This is a genomic window from Solibacillus sp. R5-41, assembly GCF_002736105.1.
In the GTDB taxonomy this organism is placed as follows: Bacteria; Bacillota; Bacilli; order Bacillales_A; family Planococcaceae; genus Solibacillus.
The window spans coordinates 464,187-484,939 of record NZ_CP024123.1 but is presented as its reverse complement, the minus strand read 5'-3'; the positions used below and the strand labels follow the sequence as shown (position 1 = coordinate 484,939).

General features: G+C 39.2%; 18 protein-coding genes and 1 riboswitch. Of the genes, 3 read left to right on the top strand and 15 right to left on the bottom strand.

The window, feature by feature from the left end; translation table 11 throughout:
- Window positions 1-107: 107 nt before the first annotated feature.
- The 5 genes from CSE16_RS02295 to CSE16_RS02275 form a co-directional block, all read right to left on the bottom strand.
- On the bottom strand, window positions 108-2,366 hold the full coding sequence (locus CSE16_RS02295; protein ID WP_099422375.1) for a (Fe-S)-binding protein: 2,259 nt from the start codon (window positions 2,364-2,366) through the stop codon (window positions 108-110).
- Between the two features lie 200 nt (window positions 2,367-2,566).
- A complete protein-coding gene (locus tag CSE16_RS02290; protein ID WP_099422374.1) occupies window positions 2,567-3,127 on the bottom strand; it encodes a cob(I)yrinic acid a,c-diamide adenosyltransferase in 561 nt (186 codons plus the stop codon).
- A 46-nt stretch (window positions 3,128-3,173) separates the two neighbouring features.
- A complete protein-coding gene (locus CSE16_RS02285) occupies window positions 3,174-4,637 on the bottom strand; it encodes an adenosylcobinamide amidohydrolase (protein ID WP_099422373.1) in 1,464 nt (487 codons plus the stop codon).
- Window positions 4,637-5,635, bottom strand: a complete 999-nt coding sequence (locus CSE16_RS02280; protein ID WP_099422372.1) for a FecCD family ABC transporter permease — start codon at window positions 5,633-5,635, stop codon at window positions 4,637-4,639. The genes CSE16_RS02285 and CSE16_RS02280 overlap by 1 nt, the downstream gene beginning before the upstream one ends.
- Complete coding sequence (locus CSE16_RS02275; protein WP_099422371.1) at window positions 5,628-6,590, bottom strand: ABC transporter substrate-binding protein; 963 nt, start codon at window positions 6,588-6,590, stop codon at window positions 5,628-5,630. Before CSE16_RS02275 ends, CSE16_RS02280 begins: the two co-directional genes overlap by 8 nt.
- Window positions 6,591-6,751: 161 nt before the next feature.
- A riboswitch (cobalamin riboswitch) is annotated at window positions 6,752-6,941 on the bottom strand.
- A gap of 1,098 nt (window positions 6,942-8,039) precedes the next feature.
- Here CSE16_RS02275 and CSE16_RS02270 point away from each other — a divergent pair.
- Complete coding sequence (locus CSE16_RS02270; RefSeq protein WP_371514630.1) at window positions 8,040-8,708, top strand: polysaccharide deacetylase family protein; 669 nt, start codon at window positions 8,040-8,042, stop codon at window positions 8,706-8,708.
- Window positions 8,709-9,171: 463 nt separating this feature from the next.
- On the opposite strand, the gene CSE16_RS02265 is transcribed toward CSE16_RS02270, so the two are convergent.
- The 8 genes from CSE16_RS02265 to speB all read right to left on the bottom strand — a co-directional run bounded on the left by CSE16_RS02265 (window position 9,172) and on the right by speB (window position 17,019).
- A complete protein-coding gene (locus tag CSE16_RS02265; protein ID WP_099422370.1) occupies window positions 9,172-9,927 on the bottom strand; it encodes an amino acid ABC transporter ATP-binding protein in 756 nt (251 codons plus the stop codon).
- 12 nt (window positions 9,928-9,939) lie between these two features.
- Window positions 9,940-10,650: an amino acid ABC transporter permease gene (locus tag CSE16_RS02260; protein ID WP_253896151.1), complete on the bottom strand. Its 711-nt coding sequence runs from the start codon at window positions 10,648-10,650 to the stop codon at window positions 9,940-9,942.
- 12 nt (window positions 10,651-10,662) lie between these two features.
- Window positions 10,663-11,373 (bottom strand): amino acid ABC transporter permease, encoded by a 711-nt coding sequence (locus CSE16_RS02255; RefSeq protein ID WP_099422369.1) that lies wholly within the window; start codon window positions 11,371-11,373, stop codon window positions 10,663-10,665.
- 88 nt (window positions 11,374-11,461) lie between these two features.
- Entirely contained in the window at window positions 11,462-12,331 is an 870-nt protein-coding gene (locus tag CSE16_RS02250) for a transporter substrate-binding domain-containing protein (protein ID WP_099422368.1), read from the bottom strand.
- A complete protein-coding gene (locus CSE16_RS02245; protein ID WP_099422367.1) occupies window positions 12,328-13,506 on the bottom strand; it encodes an acyl-CoA dehydrogenase family protein in 1,179 nt (392 codons plus the stop codon). The genes CSE16_RS02250 and CSE16_RS02245 overlap by 4 nt, the downstream gene beginning before the upstream one ends.
- Before the next feature lie 213 nt (window positions 13,507-13,719).
- Window positions 13,720-15,387, bottom strand: coding sequence for an arginine--tRNA ligase (argS, locus tag CSE16_RS02240; protein ID WP_099422366.1), 1,668 nt, complete (start codon window positions 15,385-15,387; stop codon window positions 13,720-13,722).
- A gap of 2 nt (window positions 15,388-15,389) precedes the next feature.
- Window positions 15,390-15,827, bottom strand: a complete 438-nt coding sequence (locus tag CSE16_RS02235) for a YwiB family protein (RefSeq protein WP_099422365.1) — start codon at window positions 15,825-15,827, stop codon at window positions 15,390-15,392.
- Window positions 15,828-16,146: 319 nt separating this feature from the next.
- The gene (gene speB, locus CSE16_RS02230) at window positions 16,147-17,019 is read right to left on the bottom strand and encodes an agmatinase (protein ID WP_099422364.1); all 873 of its coding nucleotides are present in this window, start codon (window positions 17,017-17,019) and stop codon (window positions 16,147-16,149) included.
- 444 nt (window positions 17,020-17,463) lie between these two features.
- On the opposite strand from speB, the gene CSE16_RS02225 reads away from it, so the two are divergent.
- A complete protein-coding gene (locus tag CSE16_RS02225) occupies window positions 17,464-19,521 on the top strand; it encodes a transglycosylase domain-containing protein (protein WP_099422363.1) in 2,058 nt (685 codons plus the stop codon).
- 48 nt (window positions 19,522-19,569) lie between these two features.
- Here the strand turns inward: CSE16_RS02225 and CSE16_RS21515 are convergent, their stop codons facing one another.
- Complete coding sequence (locus CSE16_RS21515; RefSeq protein ID WP_172954338.1) at window positions 19,570-19,707, bottom strand: hypothetical protein; 138 nt, start codon at window positions 19,705-19,707, stop codon at window positions 19,570-19,572.
- Between the two features lie 214 nt (window positions 19,708-19,921).
- Window positions 19,922-20,434 carry a YwhD family protein gene (locus CSE16_RS02220; RefSeq protein WP_099422362.1) on the bottom strand — a complete coding sequence of 171 codons (513 nt, stop codon included), beginning with the start codon at window positions 20,432-20,434 and terminating at the stop codon, window positions 19,922-19,924.
- Between the two features lie 65 nt (window positions 20,435-20,499).
- Here CSE16_RS02220 and CSE16_RS02215 point away from each other — a divergent pair, with 65 nt between their 5' ends.
- Window positions 20,500-20,685 (top strand): 2-hydroxymuconate tautomerase, encoded by a 186-nt coding sequence (locus CSE16_RS02215; RefSeq protein ID WP_099422361.1) that lies wholly within the window; start codon window positions 20,500-20,502, stop codon window positions 20,683-20,685.
- Window positions 20,686-20,753 lie beyond the last annotated feature (68 nt).

Genomic DNA, 20,753 nt, shown 5'->3' with positions numbered 1-20,753 from the left:
TAGTGTAAAAAACGGGAGTAAATTCACTCCCATTTCCATTTTACAAAATCTGAAAATATTAATCAACCGAATTTTTAGAATTTAAAGTTTTTACGTAATATTATTCTTTATTCATCTTTCTTTTCAGATATAGTTGGTAATTCTTCAATTACAGATTCTACACCACTTACAGTTACCGCTTCTTTCACTTGGACTTCTTCTACAATTGGAGTACCTTCTTCAATTGTTTCTACAAGTACTTCTTCCACTGTAGGAGCTACCTTAGTACCAAATACAGCACGCTCTAGTAATTCTGCGATGTCGTAAGTGCTAACCTTGTCTTCCACTTCAATTGCTTTCGTACCATCTGATAGCATCGTTAAACAGTACGGGCAGCCGGATGAAATGACCGATGCCTCTGTTGCAAGCGCTTGTTCTGTACGAGCAACATTAATACGGTTTCCAACATGCTCTTCCATCCACATTAAACCACCACCGGCACCACAGCACATACCTTCTTCACGATTACGTGCCATTTCTACTAGCTTCACGCCTGGAATGCCTTTTAAAATTTCACGTGGTGGATCATACACGTCATTGTAACGACCTAAGTAGCAGGAATCATGGAATACAATCGTTTCATCTACACGGTAATCCATCGTCAAACGACCTTCCTGGATTAAATCGTAAAGTAATTCTGTATGGTGCAATACTTCACCTTTCCAGCCGAAATCTTGGTATTCATTTTTAAAAATATTATAGGCATGCGGGTCAATCGTAACGATTTTCTTCACATCATTTTTTTCAAATTCATCAATATTCGCTGTTGCAAGCTCTTGGAATAAAAACTCATTTCCTAAGCGGCGCGGTGTATCTCCAGAGTTCTTTTCCTTGTTACCTAAAATGGCGAATTTCACACCTGCTTGATTCATCAACTTTGCAAAGGCTAAAGCAATTTTTTGTGAGCGGTTATCAAATGCACCCATAGAACCTACCCAGAATAAATAGTCCATTTCTTCGCCTGATTTTTTCAGTTCTTTAACTGTTGGAATTGAAATCGATGGATCAAGGTCCCGCCAGTTTTCTTTTTCTTTACGGTTTAAGCCCCATGGATTACCTTGACGCTCGATATTTGTCATCGCGCGTTGTGCATCTGGATTAACTTTTCCTTCTGTCATCGTTAAATAACGACGTAGATCAATAATTTTATCCACATGCTCATTCATAACTGGACATTGGTCTTCACAGTTACGGCATGTTGTACAAGCCCAAATTTCTTCCTCTGTTATAACATCACCGATTAAAGATGGGCTATAAATGTTGTCGATGACTGCGCCTTCTGCACCTGCAGCCATAGCAAGCTGATTTCCTTGTGTGTTTTTAAAGAATGAAAATGGTACCCACGGCTTTTGCTTTGTTTCAACCGCGCCTGTAAATGTTAAATGATCGCGCAACTTTACGATTAAATCCATTGGAGATAACATTTTCCCTGTACCCGTTGCAGGACACATATTTGTACAGCGACCACATTCTACACAAGCATATAGATCCAGCATTTGTTTTTGTGTGAAATCATGAATTTTTCCAACACCTAATGGCGGCATATTTTCTTCATCTTCTGCTTCCTCTAATGCTGCAAAGTCAATCGGACGTAATGTGCCCATACGCTCTTGACGGTTGGCAAATACGTTCATAATCGACGTAATTAAGTGGAAGTGCTTTGATTGCGGAATATATACTAGGAACGTTAATAAAAATAGTAAGTGTGCCCACCACATCACATAAAAAATTGCGATTGCTGCTGTCTGTGGTAACCATTGGAACAGCCATGCGATGCCCGATGCAACTGGCTCGGCACCTGTTAAACCATGATCATGCCAAATTAAGCCCATTCCATTTGCTATTAATGTCGAAAGCATTAACCCACCGATGAAAATAAGGACAAGTCCATTTTTAAAGCCTCGTTTTAAACGGACAAGCTTTTCCACATAACGACGGTAAAACGCTGTAAATACGGCTACTAAAATAACAAGTGCCACGATTTCTTGGAAGAATGTAAATACAGGATATAATCCAGCGAGTGGCAAATGTGTACCTGGTATTAACCCTTTCAAAATTAAATCAATCGCACCGAGTTGAACGAGTAAAAATCCGTAGAAGAAGAAAACGTGCGTTAAGCCCATTTTCTTATCCTTCAATAATTTTGACTGTCCAAAAACTTTTTCGACGATATCGCCAATACGTGCCGATAATTTTTGATTGAATTCTTCTTTTCTACCTAATTGAATAAAGTCATAGCGTGTTTTTAATAAATAAACGAATAAACCGAGTGCGTAAAGTAACACCGCTCCAAACGCTATCCAATTGATAATTAATAATGTATTCATAATACTCCCCCTTTAAAACTAATTTCCGAGCCCCTTTTTGATCTGTTTTAATTAAACTGAATTTACATACAAATCTATATTTTCATTTTAATAATGAATGAGCATTCAGTCAACACTATTTTAAATAAATTCTGAAAATTAAATACTCATAAAAAAATGCTAGCTTAACGATTTTTATATCGTTAGCTAGCATTTTACGGTTATTTAAATACATTGGCACTGCGAATATATTCGACATCCGGGATAGATAATCGACTGTTTGCAATGCGCGCAGCGGCAAATAAATAATCTGATAGTCTATTTAAATACTTTTGAACAACGGGTGATACATCTTCTATTTCTTTCATGAGTGTCACGGTTTCGCGTTCTGCACGACGCGCCACTGTGCGTGCAATATGAAGGGTTGCGGCTGCTGGTGATCCACCTGGTAAAATAAATCGTTGCAGTGGTGGGGCTTCTTCTGATAAGGCGTCAATTCGTTGTTCTAAAATAACAATTGGCTCTTCTTTTAGCTTATAGTGACGTTCTTTCATGACATTGGCTAAATCTCCACCACCATCAAAAAGCTCATGCTGGATTGCCGTTAAGTCTGCAATAATATCTGCAAATTTGCCTTTTTCTAATTCGGAAATCGCCTTCCCAATAAAGGAATTCAGCTCATCCATTGTGCCATATGCCTGTACACGTAAATGGTCTTTGTCGACGCGACCTCCGATGATGCTTGTTTTCCCTTTATCTCCTTGCTTCGTATATAATTTCATCCTGTTCACCCTTTCGTGAATAATCCATAACTCAACAAATGGCTGCCTAATTTTTCGCTTGCTTATATTTTTCGATTGCCGCCATTGTCGTTTCGAAAACACCTCGACCAATTAACTTACCGACCTCGGTAATTGGCCCAGCATAGGGCATTTCCTCGCCTTGCTGTGTCGCCGCAATTAATAAGCTATCTGTTGCCGTACCGGTAGCAATCGTTTTCGTTTGTTGATCGACGACTTGCTGCTCTGTAAATGCTTTCGTTTTCGCCTCTGTCGCGGTAATCATCGCTTGGATAAACGCTTCATCGGACAGCTTGCCATTCACAAAAACCCATGTATTTACCGTACCAATATGAAACGGTTCATCACGCAAATAAGCTTTCGTAACATCAATTCCATTGCCAACACCCGCCGTAACCATGACGACAATTTCACAATTCCCTGATGAAAAAGATTGAATTTCCGCGCATTTCGTTGCAACTGCCGTAAGCATCACGACCGTATTTGTCGGAGCAAACTGGTGCTGTTGCAAAAAGGCAACCGTTTCTTCATTCACTTGATTTATATCATAGTATGGAGAAATGGCGCGATTTAAAAAACTTTCGTACCAGCCCATACCCGCATTATGCACCGCTGATGAAACCACTTTTAACGGGGCTTGTGCAGTGTATTCAATATAATCCTTTGTTATGCGAAAATCCCCCACTGCTACCTTCGCGAAATGACGTTGCATTTCCTTCGCAGGTAGCATCGTAATTTGTGGCTTCGGTAACTCAGGATGCGGATATGTAGCAATCCGCGCTTGGTAAACGTCCTCAATTTGCTCCTGTAAAACGACTTCATGAGGTAATCCAAACGAGCGCATTTCACCATTTTCTAATAGCAATAATTCATCACAATAGAGCGAGGCTAAGTTAATGTCATGAAAAATGGAAACGACCGTTAAGCCATTTTGTTCAACTTGTTGCCGAATCATATCTAAAATTTGCTTTTGATGCGCGATATCTAAATGGTTCGTTGGTTCATCTAATAATAGTAACTCCGAATTTTGAGCTAATGCCTGTGCAATAAACACACGCTGCTGCTCACCACCTGATAACAGCTCTAAATACTGCTCTTTATAGCGTGCTACACCCGTTTGTTCCATCGCGGTTTGTACCGCCTGTTCATCTTCTTTCGACCACGAAGAGAAAAAGCCATTTTGATGGGGATAACGCCCTAAAGAAACTGCAGCATAGACAGAATTTGAAAAACTGCTCGCGTGTAATTGAGGAAGAACCGCCATTTTTTTGGCTAGCTGTTTTACGGAATAGCTTTCAATGGCGTGCCCGTCTATAATGATTTGCCCGTCTTGCGGTTTGAGTACACCGCTAATGATCTTTAACAGTGTCGATTTCCCACTACCATTCGGCCCAAGTATTCCAAGGATTTTTCCCTTCCCTACTTGAAATGACACATTTTTGACAACTGGTTTTGCGTGATAGCCACCTGAAATATTTTGCACCGTTAGCATTATGCCCCACCCTTTCTACGTTGCTTAAAGAATATATAAGCAAACACTGGTGCACCGATAAAGGCTGTAATAACACCGATTGGTAGCTCAACTGGCGCAATAATTGTACGTGATACTAAATCACAAATGACAAGTAAACTTGCCCCGTTCAATAAGGAAATCGGTAGTAAATGGCGATGATCTGCTCCGATAATAATACGCACCATATGCGGTATAACAAGGCCGACAAAACCGATTGTTCCTGACACTGCAACGGATGCCCCAGTTAGTATCGAACCACCCGCCAAGATCATAAATTTACTACGCTTCACATTGACCCCTAAATATTGCGCACGCTCTTCGCCATAAATCATCGCATTCAGTTCACGGCGTTGTAACCAAATGATGACAGTTCCTATAATTGCGAAAGGTAAAATCATTTTCACATAAGGCCAGCCACGCATTGAAACGCTCCCTAAAAGCCAGCCAATAATTTCTCTTAGTTCTTCTCCTGTTAAGGCGACCATTAATGAAATACAAGAACCTAAAAAGGAACTAAAAATGACACCTGTTAAAATGAGCGTCTCCATTTTCATAGTACGGTCTACAATTCGGGCAAAGCTTAATACCGCAATCATTGTCAACAGTGCACCAATCATACTAAAAACGGGTAATGTAAAGCTTCCTAAAAACGGGATGGAAATACCTAAGAAAATCGTCATTACCGCACCAACCGAGGCACCTGAAGAAATTCCTAATGTATACGGGTCTGCCAATGGATTTTTGAGCAACCCTTGAAAGGCCGCCCCTGCAATTGCTAAGGAAGCACCGATTATAGCCGCTAAAATGACACGCGGCATTCGAATCTTCCACAAAATACTGTGGGCAACGGGATCGGTCGTACTATCCCATAATGTTGAAACGGGAATACTAACCGAACCTATTGACACACCAAACCATACGCTTAATAGCAGCAATACTATTGAAACTACATAAGCGAATACGTATTTTTTATTCACCGAAAACCTCTGGGTACATTGTTTGTGCAATCGATTGAATGCCATCTACAATACGAGGTCCTTGGCGACTTGTTGTATCAGCATCAATTAAATAAACATTTCCAGACTTTACTGCATCCATTTCTGCATATGCTGGATTCGATAAAATTGCGTCAATATCGTTTTCATACGTTACTAAAATCACATCAGGATTGTCACTTACAAATTGCTCTGCACTATATTGTGGCCAGTCTGGTTGTGTCACACTGTTCTTAATGCCAAGAGTATTAAGCATTTCATTAATAAACGTTCCTGTGCCAACCGCATATAAATCTGGGTTAGTACCTACGACAATAAATGCCGATTTCTCATCTAAACCAGTTGCCTTTGTTTTTATTTCTTCAATATCCTTTTGCATAGAAGCAACCATCTCTTCTGCTTGTGCTACTCGCCCTGTTAATTGGCCCATCTGCTTCATCGTTTCATATGTTTCTTCAAAATTCACTGCATTTTTTACGACAAATACAGGAATACCCATCGCTTCTAACTGTTCCATGCCCTTTTCAAAATTATACATGCCTGATCCATGTGCAAAAATAATGTCCGGTTTAAGTGATGCCATCAGCTCTATATTAAACTCTATGCCTCCTACTTTTTCCTTTGTAGCTGTTTGTTCTGGGAAATTATCATTATCCGAAACGCCAACAATTTCTTCATCTAAACCTAAGCCAAATAATATTTCAGTATTGGAAGGTACCATAGAAATAATGCGTTCTGGTTTCTTCTCTAATGTAATCTCTCTCCCCAATGCATCAGTTATCGTTACAGGGAACTGCGCCGCTGCACTTTCCTCTCCACTTGCTGCTTTATTTTGTTCCGATTCATTTGTTGCAGGCTTTGAATCTCCTGTGCTACAGCCTACTAGTAGTAGCATCGACATTAATAATAACGCTGCTAATTTTTGTATTTTCTTCATCTCTTTTTCCCCCTAGATTTTGTTATATGTAGCCTATTTGTGAGTACGAATGAACACTTCCTTCAACCAAAAGAAAAAAGCCTCCAACTCGGGAGACTTCATTGACGTATGCAAATAATTTCTAAATGATAATTATAAGCCACTCCCGTTCCACGCAGGTTTACTATTGGCAATGTAAAGGCAGGTCTCCTGGCTTATGCATTATAACACTTGTTGACACCTTCCCAAATTTCTTCAGTGGCTTTTTCCAACAAACTCGCATTTACAGTGGCGGGACCGCATCGGAATGTAACCGATTTCCCTTTTAATCCTTATTAGTCAATTTGATAAACCTTTTTTATTGAATACATAAAATATGTTTTTCTAACTCACATATAAGAACCTTCACATTTCTTATTTAATTAATAGGCAATTCTATTGTAGCGGAAAAATGATTGTTTGTATGTAGACAAGCGAGAGTTTTCAGATATATTAATTAAAATCCAGTATTTCTTTTATTTCCATTTCGGTTGGGTGCTATTTTTATGTAAGTTTTCGACTTATAGATTTTTAGAAGTGCTAAAATTTTTAGGTTGGCTAAGTATAAGCGACGCAAAGCTTTATTGGCACAAAACAGCACGACTCAGCTGTGTGCTTTGTGAAAGCCCAACTGCTTCCGAAATTGGTAGTACTAAAGCATTATATATATAGTGCCCCGTTATAATTATTCGGTCTGCCATTTTATTTATATTTAATTTAAACTTTTTAAGTTCCTAGCCCGTCAAATAGTTAGAACGTATTTGCGACATGTTGAAAATTAAAAAAGATGATTATTTAGCTCTATTAAAAATAAAGAAAATGCGTTCAATATTGTACAAAACTCCTTTTAGTTTCACAAGAGATTTGAATAGATTAAACACGATCAAAAACTGCTATATAACTTAGAATCATATGCTTGTGAATTTCATTCGACAAATATAAAGTGGCGCCAGATTACATGGGGGTATGAGGTTTGAAATACCTTTGGATATCCTAAGGTTTATTGGTAAATGGCACATATATTAACTAATCGCATTGCATTTCAAGTAGTAAACACATTCACATATCTACCAAAACTATACAATATATGGAAAAATAAACGTATCTAAACACTCAAAATAACAGTAGGAGGATTTATTAATCATGAAAGCACCACAAAATGAGTATGCCAAAAGAAGAAAAAAAAGAAGATTACGAATTGTATTGATTATACTAGTTATGCTAATCCCTATTTTTTTTACCGGTTTTGTTGTAGGGAAATCGTATGCTGTCAATGAAAAAAATAGCAAGCAAGAGTTGACTGAAAAAGTAGAAGCTTCAATTAGCCAAGGTAAAGAACAAACTAATCTAGAGGATGAATCTTTAAAACACTCTAATTCTGACGCTATCAACAGCACCCAACAAGATTCGACAAAGGAGGTAGAAGCCCCAATTACCCAAGATAATGGACAAACAAAAGAACAAGCAAGTACAGAAGAAAAACCTTTAGGTAAAGTGGTCTACCTAACATTTGATGATGGCCCTAGTAATCTAACAGACCAATTTCTAGATGTCTTGCACGAACAAGATGTCAAAGCAACCTTTTTTATGCAAGGAAGTAACCTGAAAAAAGAGCACCTCCAGGAAAGTGTGAAACGCGCAACAACAGAAGGACATTATATCGGTGCCCATAGCATGACGCATGAATTCAAAACATTATATAAGGAAAAACAGTTTGTGCCTGAGATGAATGAAACGTTAGCACTAATTCATGAGATTACAGGTACAAACCCCCATTTAGTTCGCCCTCCTTATGGTTCCGCACCAGGGTTGAAAAGTGAACAGATTCGCAACCAAATTGTAGACGCAGGCATTAAAGTTTGGGATTGGACAATTGATTCCAATGACTGGACGTTAAAGGATAATCCAGCCCAAATTATTGAAAATATTAAAAGTAGCACAAATTCTGACAGAGAAGTTGTGCTAATGCACGAGAAACCACAAACTTTGGAGGCACTTCCAGGTATAATTGCATTTTACAGAGAACAAGGATATAAGTTTGTCGTATACGATGAAGCTAATCATTTCTCCCTCAACTTTCAGAATGATGTACGTATGTAATTCCCTTAAGAAGACATCTGATTTACTGCTGCACAAGAAAGCTAGCTACGTGCATTGTTCCTAGGATGGGCGCTATTAATACATAGTTTGTATACATCAATAAAGAAGTGGCACTTTGCCCTAAAAATACTGTATGAAATTAAAATTTCTTACAGTATTTTTACAAGTGTACTAAGAGTATGATCCTTCAAGTATTTGATTGATTAATAAAGTGACGGATGTGTTATGAATGACATTGCAAAATACTTAGAGAGTCTCCTATTTGAAGGTTATTGTAATTCGGTTAATATATAACCCCTGTTTTAATAGACAATTTCATCTCGATTAATCAACAATCTAGCCACCTTACAGCAGTTACTGAAACCTGCGGATATTTATCACTACAATAGTAAGATGGGTATAGTTTTCAACATTCCATCTAAAATCTATTCATCGCGAGTGAAAAATCACCCATTATTTTCCTTTATATATGATACGTATAGTCATCCGGCAACACGCGCTGAAGGAAACGTTTTGTACGCTCTTGCTTTGGCTGGACAAAAATTTCATGTGGCGTGCCCTCCTCGACAACATTCCCACCATCCATAAAGATGACGCGGTTTGCTACATCACGTGCGAATGACATTTCATGCGTTACAACTAGCATCGTCGTTCCTTCCCTTGCAATATCCTTCATGACACTTAATACTTCTCCAACAAGCTCAGGATCTAATGCTGATGTAGGTTCATCAAATAATATAATATCTGGATTCAAAGCGAGCGCGCGAGCAATTCCGACCCGTTGCTGCTGCCCACCAGAAAGCTGACTAGGATATGCATCGTATTTTTCAGCTAAACCTACCCGATTCAGTGCTTCTCGGGAAATTTTAAACGCTTCCTCCTTTTTCAAGCCACGCCCGATATGGAGCCCTTCCGCCACATTTTCAAGCGCCGTTTTATTGTTAAATAAATTATAGTTTTGAAAAACAAAGGCTGTCTTTTTACGAATCGCTAAAATGTCCTTTTTCGATGCATTATGCAAATCCACTTGAATCGTATCAAAACTTGCCGTGCCTTCATCTGCACGCTCTAAAAAATTTATACAACGTAAAAGGGTCGTTTTCCCGGAGCCACTCGGGCCTAAAATAACAACAACATCCCCTTTATCAATTGTTAAATCAACACCTTTTAATATTTCATTATTTCCAAAGGTTTTATGCACATTTTTAATTTCTAACATATTGCATCCTCCTTAAATGACAGCCAACTTATACCGACTCAATCTCTTTTCATACCATTTAAATAAATACTCGACGGTGATACAAATAAGTAAATAGACAATGAAAATATCAAGATATGCCTCTAAATAGTTGTATCCGAAATTGGCCTCTACTTTTGCTTTTAGCGTAATTTCTTGTAATGAAATCGCATAACCTAATGACGTTGCCTTAATTAAATTAATTGTTGCCGTACATAAATTTGGCATCGCAGCAACTAGAGCCTGTGGGATGATGATGCGGCGATATGCCTGCTTCGTAGTTAACCCCACTGAATGCGCCGCCTCAATTTGCCCCTTAGGTACCGTTTGTAATGCCGAACGAAAAACTTCGATTAAAACTGCGGTCGTATTGAACGAAAAGATAAAAAACGCATACCATAGCGGATGAATTTCATAAATGGGGTAATCAATTTGATATTTCTCGAACAGCCCACTTAATAACAGCGGAATCGTTGCATACAGGACAAAAATTTGAATAATAATCGGTGTTCCTCGGACGAATGAAATATATAATTTCGCAAATGAATTGAGCACCGGTATTTCATAAATGCGTGACAATGCTAGTAAAAATCCAAACGGAACCGCAACTAGTAACGAAATAATCGTGACGAGAAGCGCCGCTGGAACACCACTTAATGCCACAAAAAATGTATTAATTAAAAATTGCCAATCAATGAATCCCATCAAGTGTGCCTCCTATGTCGCCCGAATTGGTTGCTTCCCTTTTTGAAAGTTTTTTTCAAGCCATGAAAAGAATTTTTCGATTGTAATTGCAAGTAACCAATAAATAACTGCGAGTGCGATGAATATTTCTAATGTATGCGTTCCGTAATTATTCGCAATAATTAAATTCGCCTTCCCAACAATGTCGATAAAACCAATTGTGTAGGCGAGTGCCCCCTCTTGTAAAACCGAGATGAAACCATTCCCGAAATTCGGTAGTGCAATCACAAATGCTTGCGGGAAAATAATTCGTCGATACGCTTGAAATGGAGTTAAACCGACACTTACAGCTGCCTCGTATTGACCTCGGTCAATGGCTAAATACGCTGACCGGATTACTTCGGACATCATCGCCGCAAATTGTAAGCTAAATGTGATAACGACAAAAACACCCGTAGAAACGTTTTGCAAATCAAGTCCGAAAAGATTTTCAGCAAATGCAGGAACACCATAATAAACTAAAAAAAGTAATACAATAGAAGGTGTACAGCGCATAATCGTTGTATACCCTTCCGCTAACACTCGCAGCCATTTCTTTCTACTTAATTTTGCTACCGCTAATCCAAGCCCCATGAGCGAACCACAAATGACTGAAAGCACGGCTATATATATCGTAATCCATAAATAAGGTGCTAATGCAGGTAGTGACGACCAAATATAGGACATATCAAAATACTTTTCCAACTGCTCTCCACCTCCAATCTATTTTTTCAGGAAATTTAGTCTATAGAGAGGAGCTGCAAAGCAAAATTCTCTAAGCAGCTCCACTATTTTAACGTTTAACAGTATCTAAAACTTCAAACAAATCCTTGCCGTAAAACTCAACGCTTAAATTGCGTAACGCATCGGTTTCCTTAATTTCAGCAATCGCTTGATCATAAGCATCTGCAAATTCCTGTTGTTTTTTGTTAAATAACGGCCATGTTTTAATAACGGCAAATTCGTTATAAACGACAGCATCTTTTAAATTGTTATAAGGTGCGCCCTCTTCTAACACTTTTCCTGCAAATGCGCCTTCGATAATGACACCACCATCGACGCGCCCTTCATTTACCCACTGGATGACATCTACGGAAAATTCTTCGCCAGCCTTCAAGTTTACTGGATTATCTGGATTTGCCTCATTGTATTCAGCTATTATTGTATACTGCGCGTTATTTGCAGCAATCGGCGCTAATTCCAAACCGGCAGATGCAAAATCACTTAAATTATTTATATGCTCATTTTCTTTTTTCAAAACAAGCCCGGCACTACTTAACCCTAAAAACTGTTGCGGGAAAATATATTTTTGTGTGCGTTCTTCCGTCCAAAAGGCATTTTTTACACCGACGTCGTATTTCCCTTGCTCCACACCAATTAATAAATCATCGCTCGTTGTGCCTACATATTGGAATTCATAATCTTCTAGTGCTTTATCCACCAGTTTCATAACTTCTACATCATAGCCCGTTGGATTGCCCTTTTCGTCAAGATAAGACATCGGTTTACTCGCCTGATCGTATGCTACTTTGATAACCGTTACGCCTTCTTTTTTCTCTCCTGATGAAGCTGAACCCGAATCTGGGTCATTCCCACAAGCCGCTAAAATGGCTACTGCCGCAAAACCAACAACTGCAAACTTCACTAACTTTTTCACGTTCATAAAATAACCTCTTTCTTTTTTTGATTTTCTTTTATCGCTGTTTCAGCCAATTTTTTAATCGTTATATCGTCCATAGGTGGATTATGGAGCCCTGCACGTACGTCTCGGTAATAACGTTGCAAGGGATTCGTGCGCTGTAAACTTTTCGCGCCAACTAAACGCATCGCTTTATCTACCACTTGCACGGCTGTATTCGTCACCACGTGCTTGGCGATATTCACCTCGTTTGTAATTTTCGATTTCGTCTGGGGGTTGCTGTATAATTGGGCAACCCCGTAAAGCGTGAATCGTGCATTTGCCAACTCTAAATCCATCTCCCCTATTAAATTTTGCACATTGGGCAATTGAGCAATTGTCCCTTGAATACTGTTCGGTGAGTGCTCATTTGCAAAGTTAACTGCATAATCACGAGCTGCCTGTGCAATGCCTAAATAAGTAGCGGGAATTAATAACAACCAACCATTCAATTTAAAACCTGTAGAATAACTCGGAATTTCAACCAAATTAGTCAGCTCCACACGTACATTTTCGAGTACAAGGTCATCACTCCCTGTACCTCGCATCGATATCACATCCCAAGTGTTATCGATGGATACGCCCGCAGCTGTTTTTGGTACGAGGAAAAATCCTAAATGATCACTTTCCTCTATCCATGCTGATACTAAAAAATAGTCTAAATCCGGTGCACCACTCGTATAATTTTTGCGCCCGTTTATAATATAAAACTCACCGTCTTTTTTGGCTGTCGTTGCTGGTTTTCCACCGCGGACTGGACTGCCCATCGCATATTCACTCACGGCCCGGTTAATCGTTGCACCTCGATTAACCTCCTGTGCAAATGCCTCGAGCTTTGTTTGCTCCCAATAACGATACTCAAAAAGTTCACCGACGTTTTGAATCGTCCAGGAAGCAGCTAAACCTGTACTTCCGCAATAGCTCGACAACGTTTCATGCACTAATACCGCGTCATAAACAGTAAAGCCTTCCCCGCCAAATTCTGCTGGTAACGTCGTTTTCATATAGCCTATATCGCGTAGTTTTTTAAATATTTCAAAAGGAAAAACGGATTCCTCATCTACTTGCTGTGCAGTTTGCTTAAATTCCTCTTCAAGCGTTGCAAGCTTCTCCAGCCAGAACCTTTGTTTTTCGGTCTGAATAAATAATTGTTTACTCAAATAAAACGCCACCTTTTTTAACTGATTTAAACTGTTGTACTCTATCATACTTTCAGAATATTCGGGAGTCAATAATTAATACCAAGTTTTTTTATCGGAATAGTAAATTGGTTATTTTGGCATCCCTTTCATATGCAAAAAAGACCAGTCACTTTCTTATTTAAAAGAAAGTGACTGGTCTTCATTTATTTAGGTCTTCAGCCCACTAGTAACTTACATCTTCTCCGGTGCGCTTACACCAATTAATTTTAATGCATTTGCTAATGTTGTTTTTACTGCAGTAATTAATGCTAAACGTGCCTCTGTTAACTCTTTGTTATCAGCATTTAACACTTTTTCTGCATTGTAGAAGCTGTGGAATGCAGCTGCTAATTCTTGAATGTAGTTGGCGATACGGTGCGGTGTGCGGTGCTTCGCAGCATCTGCCACCACTTGTGGGAATGCACCAACTTTTTTCAGAACGTCCTCTTCTTTTTCAGCTGTTAATAACGCTACGTTTTCTAAAGTCGCTGTAAAGTCTTGTTCTTTTGCTGAACGTAAAATTGATGCGATACGAGCATGTGCGTATTGTGCATAGTACACTGGGTTTTCATTCGACTGTGAAACCGCTAAATCTAAATCGAAATCCATATGTGAATCGCCCGCTGTTTTTACGAAGAAATAACGTACTGCATCTAGCCCTACTTCTTCAACAAGCTCACGCATTGTTACCGCATTACCTGTACGTTTAGACATTTTAAATTTCTCGCCGTTTTTGTAAAGTTGTACCATTTGAATCACTTCTACTTCTAACGTCTCACGGTCATAACCAAGTGCCTCGATTGCCGCTTTCATACGTGGAATATAGCCGTGATGATCCGCGCCCCAAATGTTAATTAACTTTTGGAAGCCACGCACAATTTTATCTTCATGGTACGCAATATCCGGTGTTAAATACGTGAATGAGCCGTCATTTTTAATTAATACACGGTCTTTGTCATCACCAAAAGTTGTCGAACGGAACCAAGTCGCGCCCTCTTCTTCAAATACGTGACCATTCGCTTTTAATTTATCTAATGCCACTTCGATTTTTCCGTTTTTATATAACGATGTTTCTGAATACCACACATCGAAATCAACACGGAAATCTTTTAAATCTTTTTTTAGCTTGTCCAATTCTAGCTTTAAGCCATGCTCACGGAAAAATTCGAAACGCTCTTCATCCGTTTTTTCTAAAATCGTTGCACCAAACTCTTTTGATAAGCTTCCTGCAATGTCGATTATGTCTTGACCATGGTATCCATCTTCTGGCATTTCAGCTGTCATGCCTAATGCTTGCTTATAACGCGCTTCTAAAGAGTACGCTAAATTGTTAATTTGATTACCCGCATCATTGATATAGTATTCACGTGACACATCATAGCCAGCAAAATCAAGCACGTTGCATAAAGAATCCCCTACCGAAGCACCACGCGCATGACCTAAATGTAAATCACCTGTTGGGTTGGCTGAAACGAATTCAACCTGTACTTTTTGTGCGCCACCCGCGTTCGAGCGACCATACACTTCACCTTGTTCAAATGCCGCTTTTACTACACCTGCAAGGAAATCTTTACGTACTGTAATATTCATAAAACCAGGACCTGCGATGTCGATTTTTTCGATATCTGTTCCCTCTATTTCAATGCTTTCTAAAATTGCCTCTGCAATTGCACGAGGAGGCTTTTTTGCTAATTTTGTTAATTGCATCGCGATGTTCGTTGCAAAATCGCCGTTTGCTTTATCTTTTGGTGTTTCTAAATGAATGTTTAATTCTGTACCAGCTTCCACTAAGCCTGCTTTTTCTACTGCTGCTACAAGTGCTGCTTTAATGGACTGCTGTAATTGTTCTACTGCGTTCATATTTATACCTCCGAATAATGTATTTCTAATGTATAGTGGCCGACTGAACTCCCGCCAATTATAAGATCATATTGCGTCAAAAAGCGCCCTGATACTTGACTACCTTTTTTAACTTCTAATGATAGTTGATGTGTATTCGTCGTGATAGGAAGTGAACCAATTGGGCTTTCATAATGGCCATCTTCGCGTCGTTCTGGATTCAATGGTAAGCGCATATTCACGCCACCTTTTCGCATAATAACGGAGCGATTTTCCGTTAATTTAACTGTCGTTTGAATTTCCAAATCTTCCTGTACTTCCTCATACCGTAAGTACGAACTTCCACCTTTTTCAATATGGTTACCTTCAAGACACATTTCATATTTTTCAAGCTCGCCATCGGTTGGATTGATGGAGGAAACAATCTTTATTTTAACTGTTTTACCTGTATCTTTCACCACAGTGGTCAGCTCCCTTACTTCGATTTCTATAACCTTTTTATTATAGGATAAATTAACGCCTATAAGCAAGACTCAACTCATCAATTACAATCCGCAGACAATTATGAAAGCCTAGTGAAAGCCTCATCATTGCACAACAAAATGCCAAAGCCTATTTCCCGCAGACGTATTTCCACGCAAATAATTTAAAGAAGAAATAGTAAAAACAGCTCGTGCCATTTTTTGGACGAGCTGTTTTTGATGGTTTTTTAGAGGGAATTTTTTGAATGTATCCTTCCATTGACAAAGTTGAACACTTCACGCCCCATTCAAAATGGAGTTACTTTACCCAACCAAGTATCATTTCACGCAATAATTTAGCCGCAGTATTTACTGTAATATCCGAATGATCATACACTGGTGCAACTTCGACTAAATCACAGCCGACAACATTTACTTCTGAACTTGCTATTTCGTGGATGGCAGCGAGCAATTCTTTTGGTGTAATACCTCCTGCATCAACTGTACCCGTACCCGGTGCATGTGCTGGATCAAGCACGTCAATATCAATCGTTACATAGACATTGCGCCCTTTTAATGTAGGTAATACTTTTTTTAATGGCTCAAAAACTTCAAATAGTGAAATGTGCATTCCGTTTTCCTTTGCCCACTGAAGCTCTTCCTTCAAGCCTGAACGGATGCCGAATGAATACACGTTTTCCGGACCGATTGTATCGGCAATTTTACGTATTGGCGTTGCGTGTGAATAAGGCTCTCCTTCATAATCCGTGCGTAAATCTGTATGTGCATCAAAATGGATTACCGCTAAATCTTGATGCTTTTCATACACTGCCTCCATCACAGGTAATGAAACAAGATGCTCCCCGCCCATACCAACAGGAATTTTGCCATCCGCGAGTACTTGGCGCACAAAATTCTTAATTTCAGCAAGCGATTTTTCTGGATTGCCAAACGGTAATGGAATGTCTCCTGCATCAAAAAATGGTACATCCCCTAGCTCACGATCTAAATAAAAGCTATATTCCTCTAATCCAATCGATACTTCTCGAATACGAGCAGGACCAAAGCGTTGACCAGGACGATAGCTTACTGTCCAGTCCATCGGCATTCCATAAAGTACCGCCTTGCTCTCCTCATAATTTTGATGACTTTTAATAAACATGTTCCCTGCATAAGTTTCATCAAATCGCATCAACAATCACCTACATCTTCCTATTTGTTTTTTTGTTCTATTTTCTTGCGTTTCTTAATTTTACCATACACAATATTTCCTGCTCATGCATATGTATCCTCGAAATTGCCCATACTAAAATCACGAAACGAAACTTTTATTCGCTATTTTCGTATAATTAAAGGAAACTTACATTTGTCGACATAAATCGAAGGACTACGACAAAAATTATAGTTGTTTTGACGAAAAGTGCAAGAATTTTTTAACTTTCTTCAGCAGAAGTCCCCCACTTCTATAAGTGGGGATCCAAACCCCGGCTAAATAAAGTTAAAGTTAATGCCCCGGCGGATGTCACAGATTTTTAGATGAGTTTTCGAGCAAGCACGAAAAAAATTTGGACGCAATTACGCCAAGGCGTAATTGATTAACTTGCCTATTACTTTTTAGAAAATGAGGTGGACTGAATTGAGAAGACAGCAATACTTCAAGCATAAAAAACGTAGAATATTTAGCAAAAAGCTAGGTTTATTTATGATTGGTCTTTTTTGTGCCGTCGCTGTCAGCCTTCTTTCAATACGAATATATGCACAAGTAGCTGGAGCACCTCCGCTCACTGTGCCAAAAGCGTCCATATTTTTAGATAGTCAAAACAATCCAATTGGCGATCGTTTCACGGAAGAACGTCGCTATTGGACGGAACTAAAAGATATTTCTCCATATTTAATAGATGCCACGGTAGCAGTTGAAGATAAAGACTTTTACGAACATGGTGGGTTTGATTATTCACGTATTGCAGGTGCTGTTCTTGCTGATATAAAGGCGGGTAGTAAGGTGCAAGGAGCGAGTACACTTACCCAGCAATATGCGCGAAATTTATATTTGACGCATGAAAAAAGTTGGAATCGAAAGATTAATGAAGCACTTTACGCATACCGTTTAGAGCTGTTTTATTCGAAGGACGAAATTTTAGAGGGCTATTTAAATACCGTTTATTACGGGCATGGTATGTATGGAGTGGAAGCCGCAAGTCGCTATTTTTATGGGAAGTCTGCAAAGGACTTAACTTTGGCTGAAGCTACGATGCTTGCAGGTGTGCCAAAAGGGCCAAGCTATTACTCCCCTTTAAACAATTTAGAAAAAGCAACAAATCGTCAGCAAGTCATTTTACGACTGATGAATGAGCAAGGGATCATTACAGAGGATGAAAAAACACGTGCGATTAAAGAGCCACTTGCTTTTAAAAGTGATGAATGGATCGCTACAAAATCAATTGCTCCTTACTTTTTAGATGTTGTTTGGAATGAGGCAAGTGATATTTTAGAATCGAAAAATTTGCCGATAAGCGGCGGTGGTTGGACAATTCAAACGACGCTCAACCAAGCCCATCAGCGCGCTGCGGAAGATGCTGTGAAAAAAAATATGCCAGATAATGAATTGCAAGTCGGATTTGTCAGTATGGATGCTCACACAGGATTTGTTACGGCACTTGTTGGCGGGCGTGATTATAGTGTGAGTAACTACAACCGTGTCACACTCGGTAAACGTCAGCCCGGTTCCGCGATTAAACCGATTCTTTATGCAGCAGCTCTAGAAAAAGGCTTTAATCCGATGTCGTTTTTAGACGTTAGCGAAACAACCTTTACTTATGATAGCGGTCGCGCAAACTATACACCACAAAATATTAACAAGAAATATGCGGATCATGAGCTATCAATGGCACAGGCGCTCGCGATTTCTGACAATGTTTATGCAGTTAAAACATTAGATAGCATTGGTTATAAGCCTTTCCGCGACATGCAAAAACGGCTTGGCTTAAACTATTCTGAAGACGAAAATCCTTCGATTGCGTTAGGAACGACGGAAAATTCACTATATGACTTAACAAATGCCTATAATATCATTGCCGCTGGCGGGGAAAAGCGAAATGCAACAACGATACTCTCGATTACCGATGCAAAGGGAAATGTCGTTTATAAATACGAAAAACCTAAAGCTGAGCAAGTTCTGAACGAGAAAGATGCGTTTGTTCTAACGCAAATGATGACGGGCATATTCGATCCTGTATACAGTGATTATTCTCCTGCAACAGGCCTTTCATTACGTTCACGTATGACACATACGTATGCCGCAAAATCCGGGACAACGAATAGCGATCAGTGGATGCTCGGCTTTACACCAAGCTTAACTGCTGGGGTTTGGAACGGCTATGATCAAGGCAAAACATTATCCGTTAAAGGCGATATGGCCGCATCTAAGCAGGTGTGGATTGACTTTATGGAGACCGCACTTGAAGGTAAGGCCAACGAAGAGTTTACAATTCCAAATGGAGTGCAGCCTGTTTCCGTTGATATTAACAGCGGCTACTTATCAACAAGCGCGTGCCCTAATCAACGTGTCGTTTATATGAAAAATGAAGATGTGCCGACTAAAAAATGTTCAACTTTTGATTTCTTTGAAAAGGATTCGTGGAGCAATGTGTGGGACATGATCCCTGGCGAAGCGTTTCGTTCATTTTGGGAGTAGTTTTTGAATGACTTGCTTTCTTCTCCAAACAAAAACCAGCACTTCCAACTAAAAAAGCTCTTTCGTCTCCGGTTCAAGTCCGTAAGACGAAAGAGCTTTTCTATTGATGGCTAATGAAGGGTTGAGAATCATGGGGCATTCAGCTTGGGAAAGTTCAAATGCCGCATTGTCCTCAACGCCATCCATTGTCCATGTGTCCTAGCCTACTATTCGCAAGCTTTAAATTCAGTTTACTTTCTTTTGTAAATAGTTTCAACCACGTATTCATGATGTTTTAGAAATGTCACATATTGTTCACTGAATAGAGGCATTTTTCTAAATAAACAATTGACGGAATCAAATTGTAAGGTTGGATTCTTACTGATTCCAGATTTTGTCCTGTAATTTCCGGGAGGCTTCCTTAAGCAAGATCCTCATGCAGTTTTTGCTCGCTTCGATTCCACATATCTTCATTATGTGATTGTAAAAATGTTGCAAGAATTCCTTTTGAACGGGCATCCATATGATCCACAAGAATATTGCGTTTCATCGATTTATCCATTTTATTTACATGATCGGCTAAAATTTTATAGCCACGGCGCTTCTCACGGTTTACGACCATTTCACAAGCTGCAACGCCCGCAAAATAAGCGCCATCTTCTTTATGATCAATTGTTACCCACACAAGCCAATAATCCTTACCGCCAGCTGAGTCCTCACGATTCATCGTAAATTTAATGCCACGTTCTACATCACTTTTCGCATGCATTGCTCCGATTTCGACTGTCGCTGTCTCCTCTGCCACATCAATGATGACTGGTGACACATTTTCAAGTGAAAGTGAACCTATGCCAAAGCCTTTATGCCCATCTGTCGGGTCATTTTTTATAATAGTAAATCCCATTTTTGGTTTTGGTTTTTCTTCATTTGTCATTGTATTTACCTCCAATTGCGCTATTATAAATACTATACACTATATTACTAAATGGAGGCGACTATATGCCAATCGTAACAATTAAAATGCTTGAAGGACGAACAGACGAACAAAAACGTGCCCTTGTCGATGAAGTAACACAAGCAGTTTCAAAAACAGTAAACGCTCCTGTTGAAAATGTATCTATTATTATTGAAGAAATGTCAAAAAGCCATTACGCAACTGCCGGTGTACGATATAGTGATAAATAGGATTCAACTTATATCAGATGGCGCCCAAACATCCGCTGAAATAATTTAATCCTCAGATTAATGTCAAA

Coding starts and splice junctions, on each gene's coding strand:
- CSE16_RS21515 (WP_172954338.1), bottom strand. CDS start 19,707: ATGGATGGCGTTGAGGACAATGCGGCATTTGAACTTTCCCAAGCTGAA.
- speB (WP_099422364.1), bottom strand. CDS start 17,019: ATGCGATTTGATGAAACTTATGCAGGGAACATGTTTATTAAAAGTCAT.
- CSE16_RS02265 (WP_099422370.1), bottom strand. CDS start 9,927: ATGTTAGAAATTAAAAATGTGCATAAAACCTTTGGAAATAATGAAATA.
- CSE16_RS02275 (WP_099422371.1), bottom strand. CDS start 6,590: ATGAAGAAAATACAAAAATTAGCAGCGTTATTATTAATGTCGATGCTA.
- argS (WP_099422366.1), bottom strand. CDS start 15,387: ATGAACGCAGTAGAACAATTACAGCAGTCCATTAAAGCAGCACTTGTA.
- CSE16_RS02290 (WP_099422374.1), bottom strand. CDS start 3,127: ATGAAATTATATACGAAGCAAGGAGATAAAGGGAAAACAAGCATCATC.
- CSE16_RS02285 (WP_099422373.1), bottom strand. CDS start 4,637: ATGCTAACGGTGCAAAATATTTCAGGTGGCTATCACGCAAAACCAGTT.
- CSE16_RS02295 (WP_099422375.1), bottom strand. CDS start 2,366: ATGAATACATTATTAATTATCAATTGGATAGCGTTTGGAGCGGTGTTA.
- CSE16_RS02220 (WP_099422362.1), bottom strand. CDS start 20,434: ATGACAAATGAAGAAAAACCAAAACCAAAAATGGGATTTACTATTATA.
- CSE16_RS02250 (WP_099422368.1), bottom strand. CDS start 12,331: ATGAACGTGAAAAAGTTAGTGAAGTTTGCAGTTGTTGGTTTTGCGGCA.
- CSE16_RS02215 (WP_099422361.1), top strand. CDS start 20,500: ATGCCAATCGTAACAATTAAAATGCTTGAAGGACGAACAGACGAACAA.
- CSE16_RS02260 (WP_253896151.1), bottom strand. CDS start 10,650: ATGGGATTCATTGATTGGCAATTTTTAATTAATACATTTTTTGTGGCA.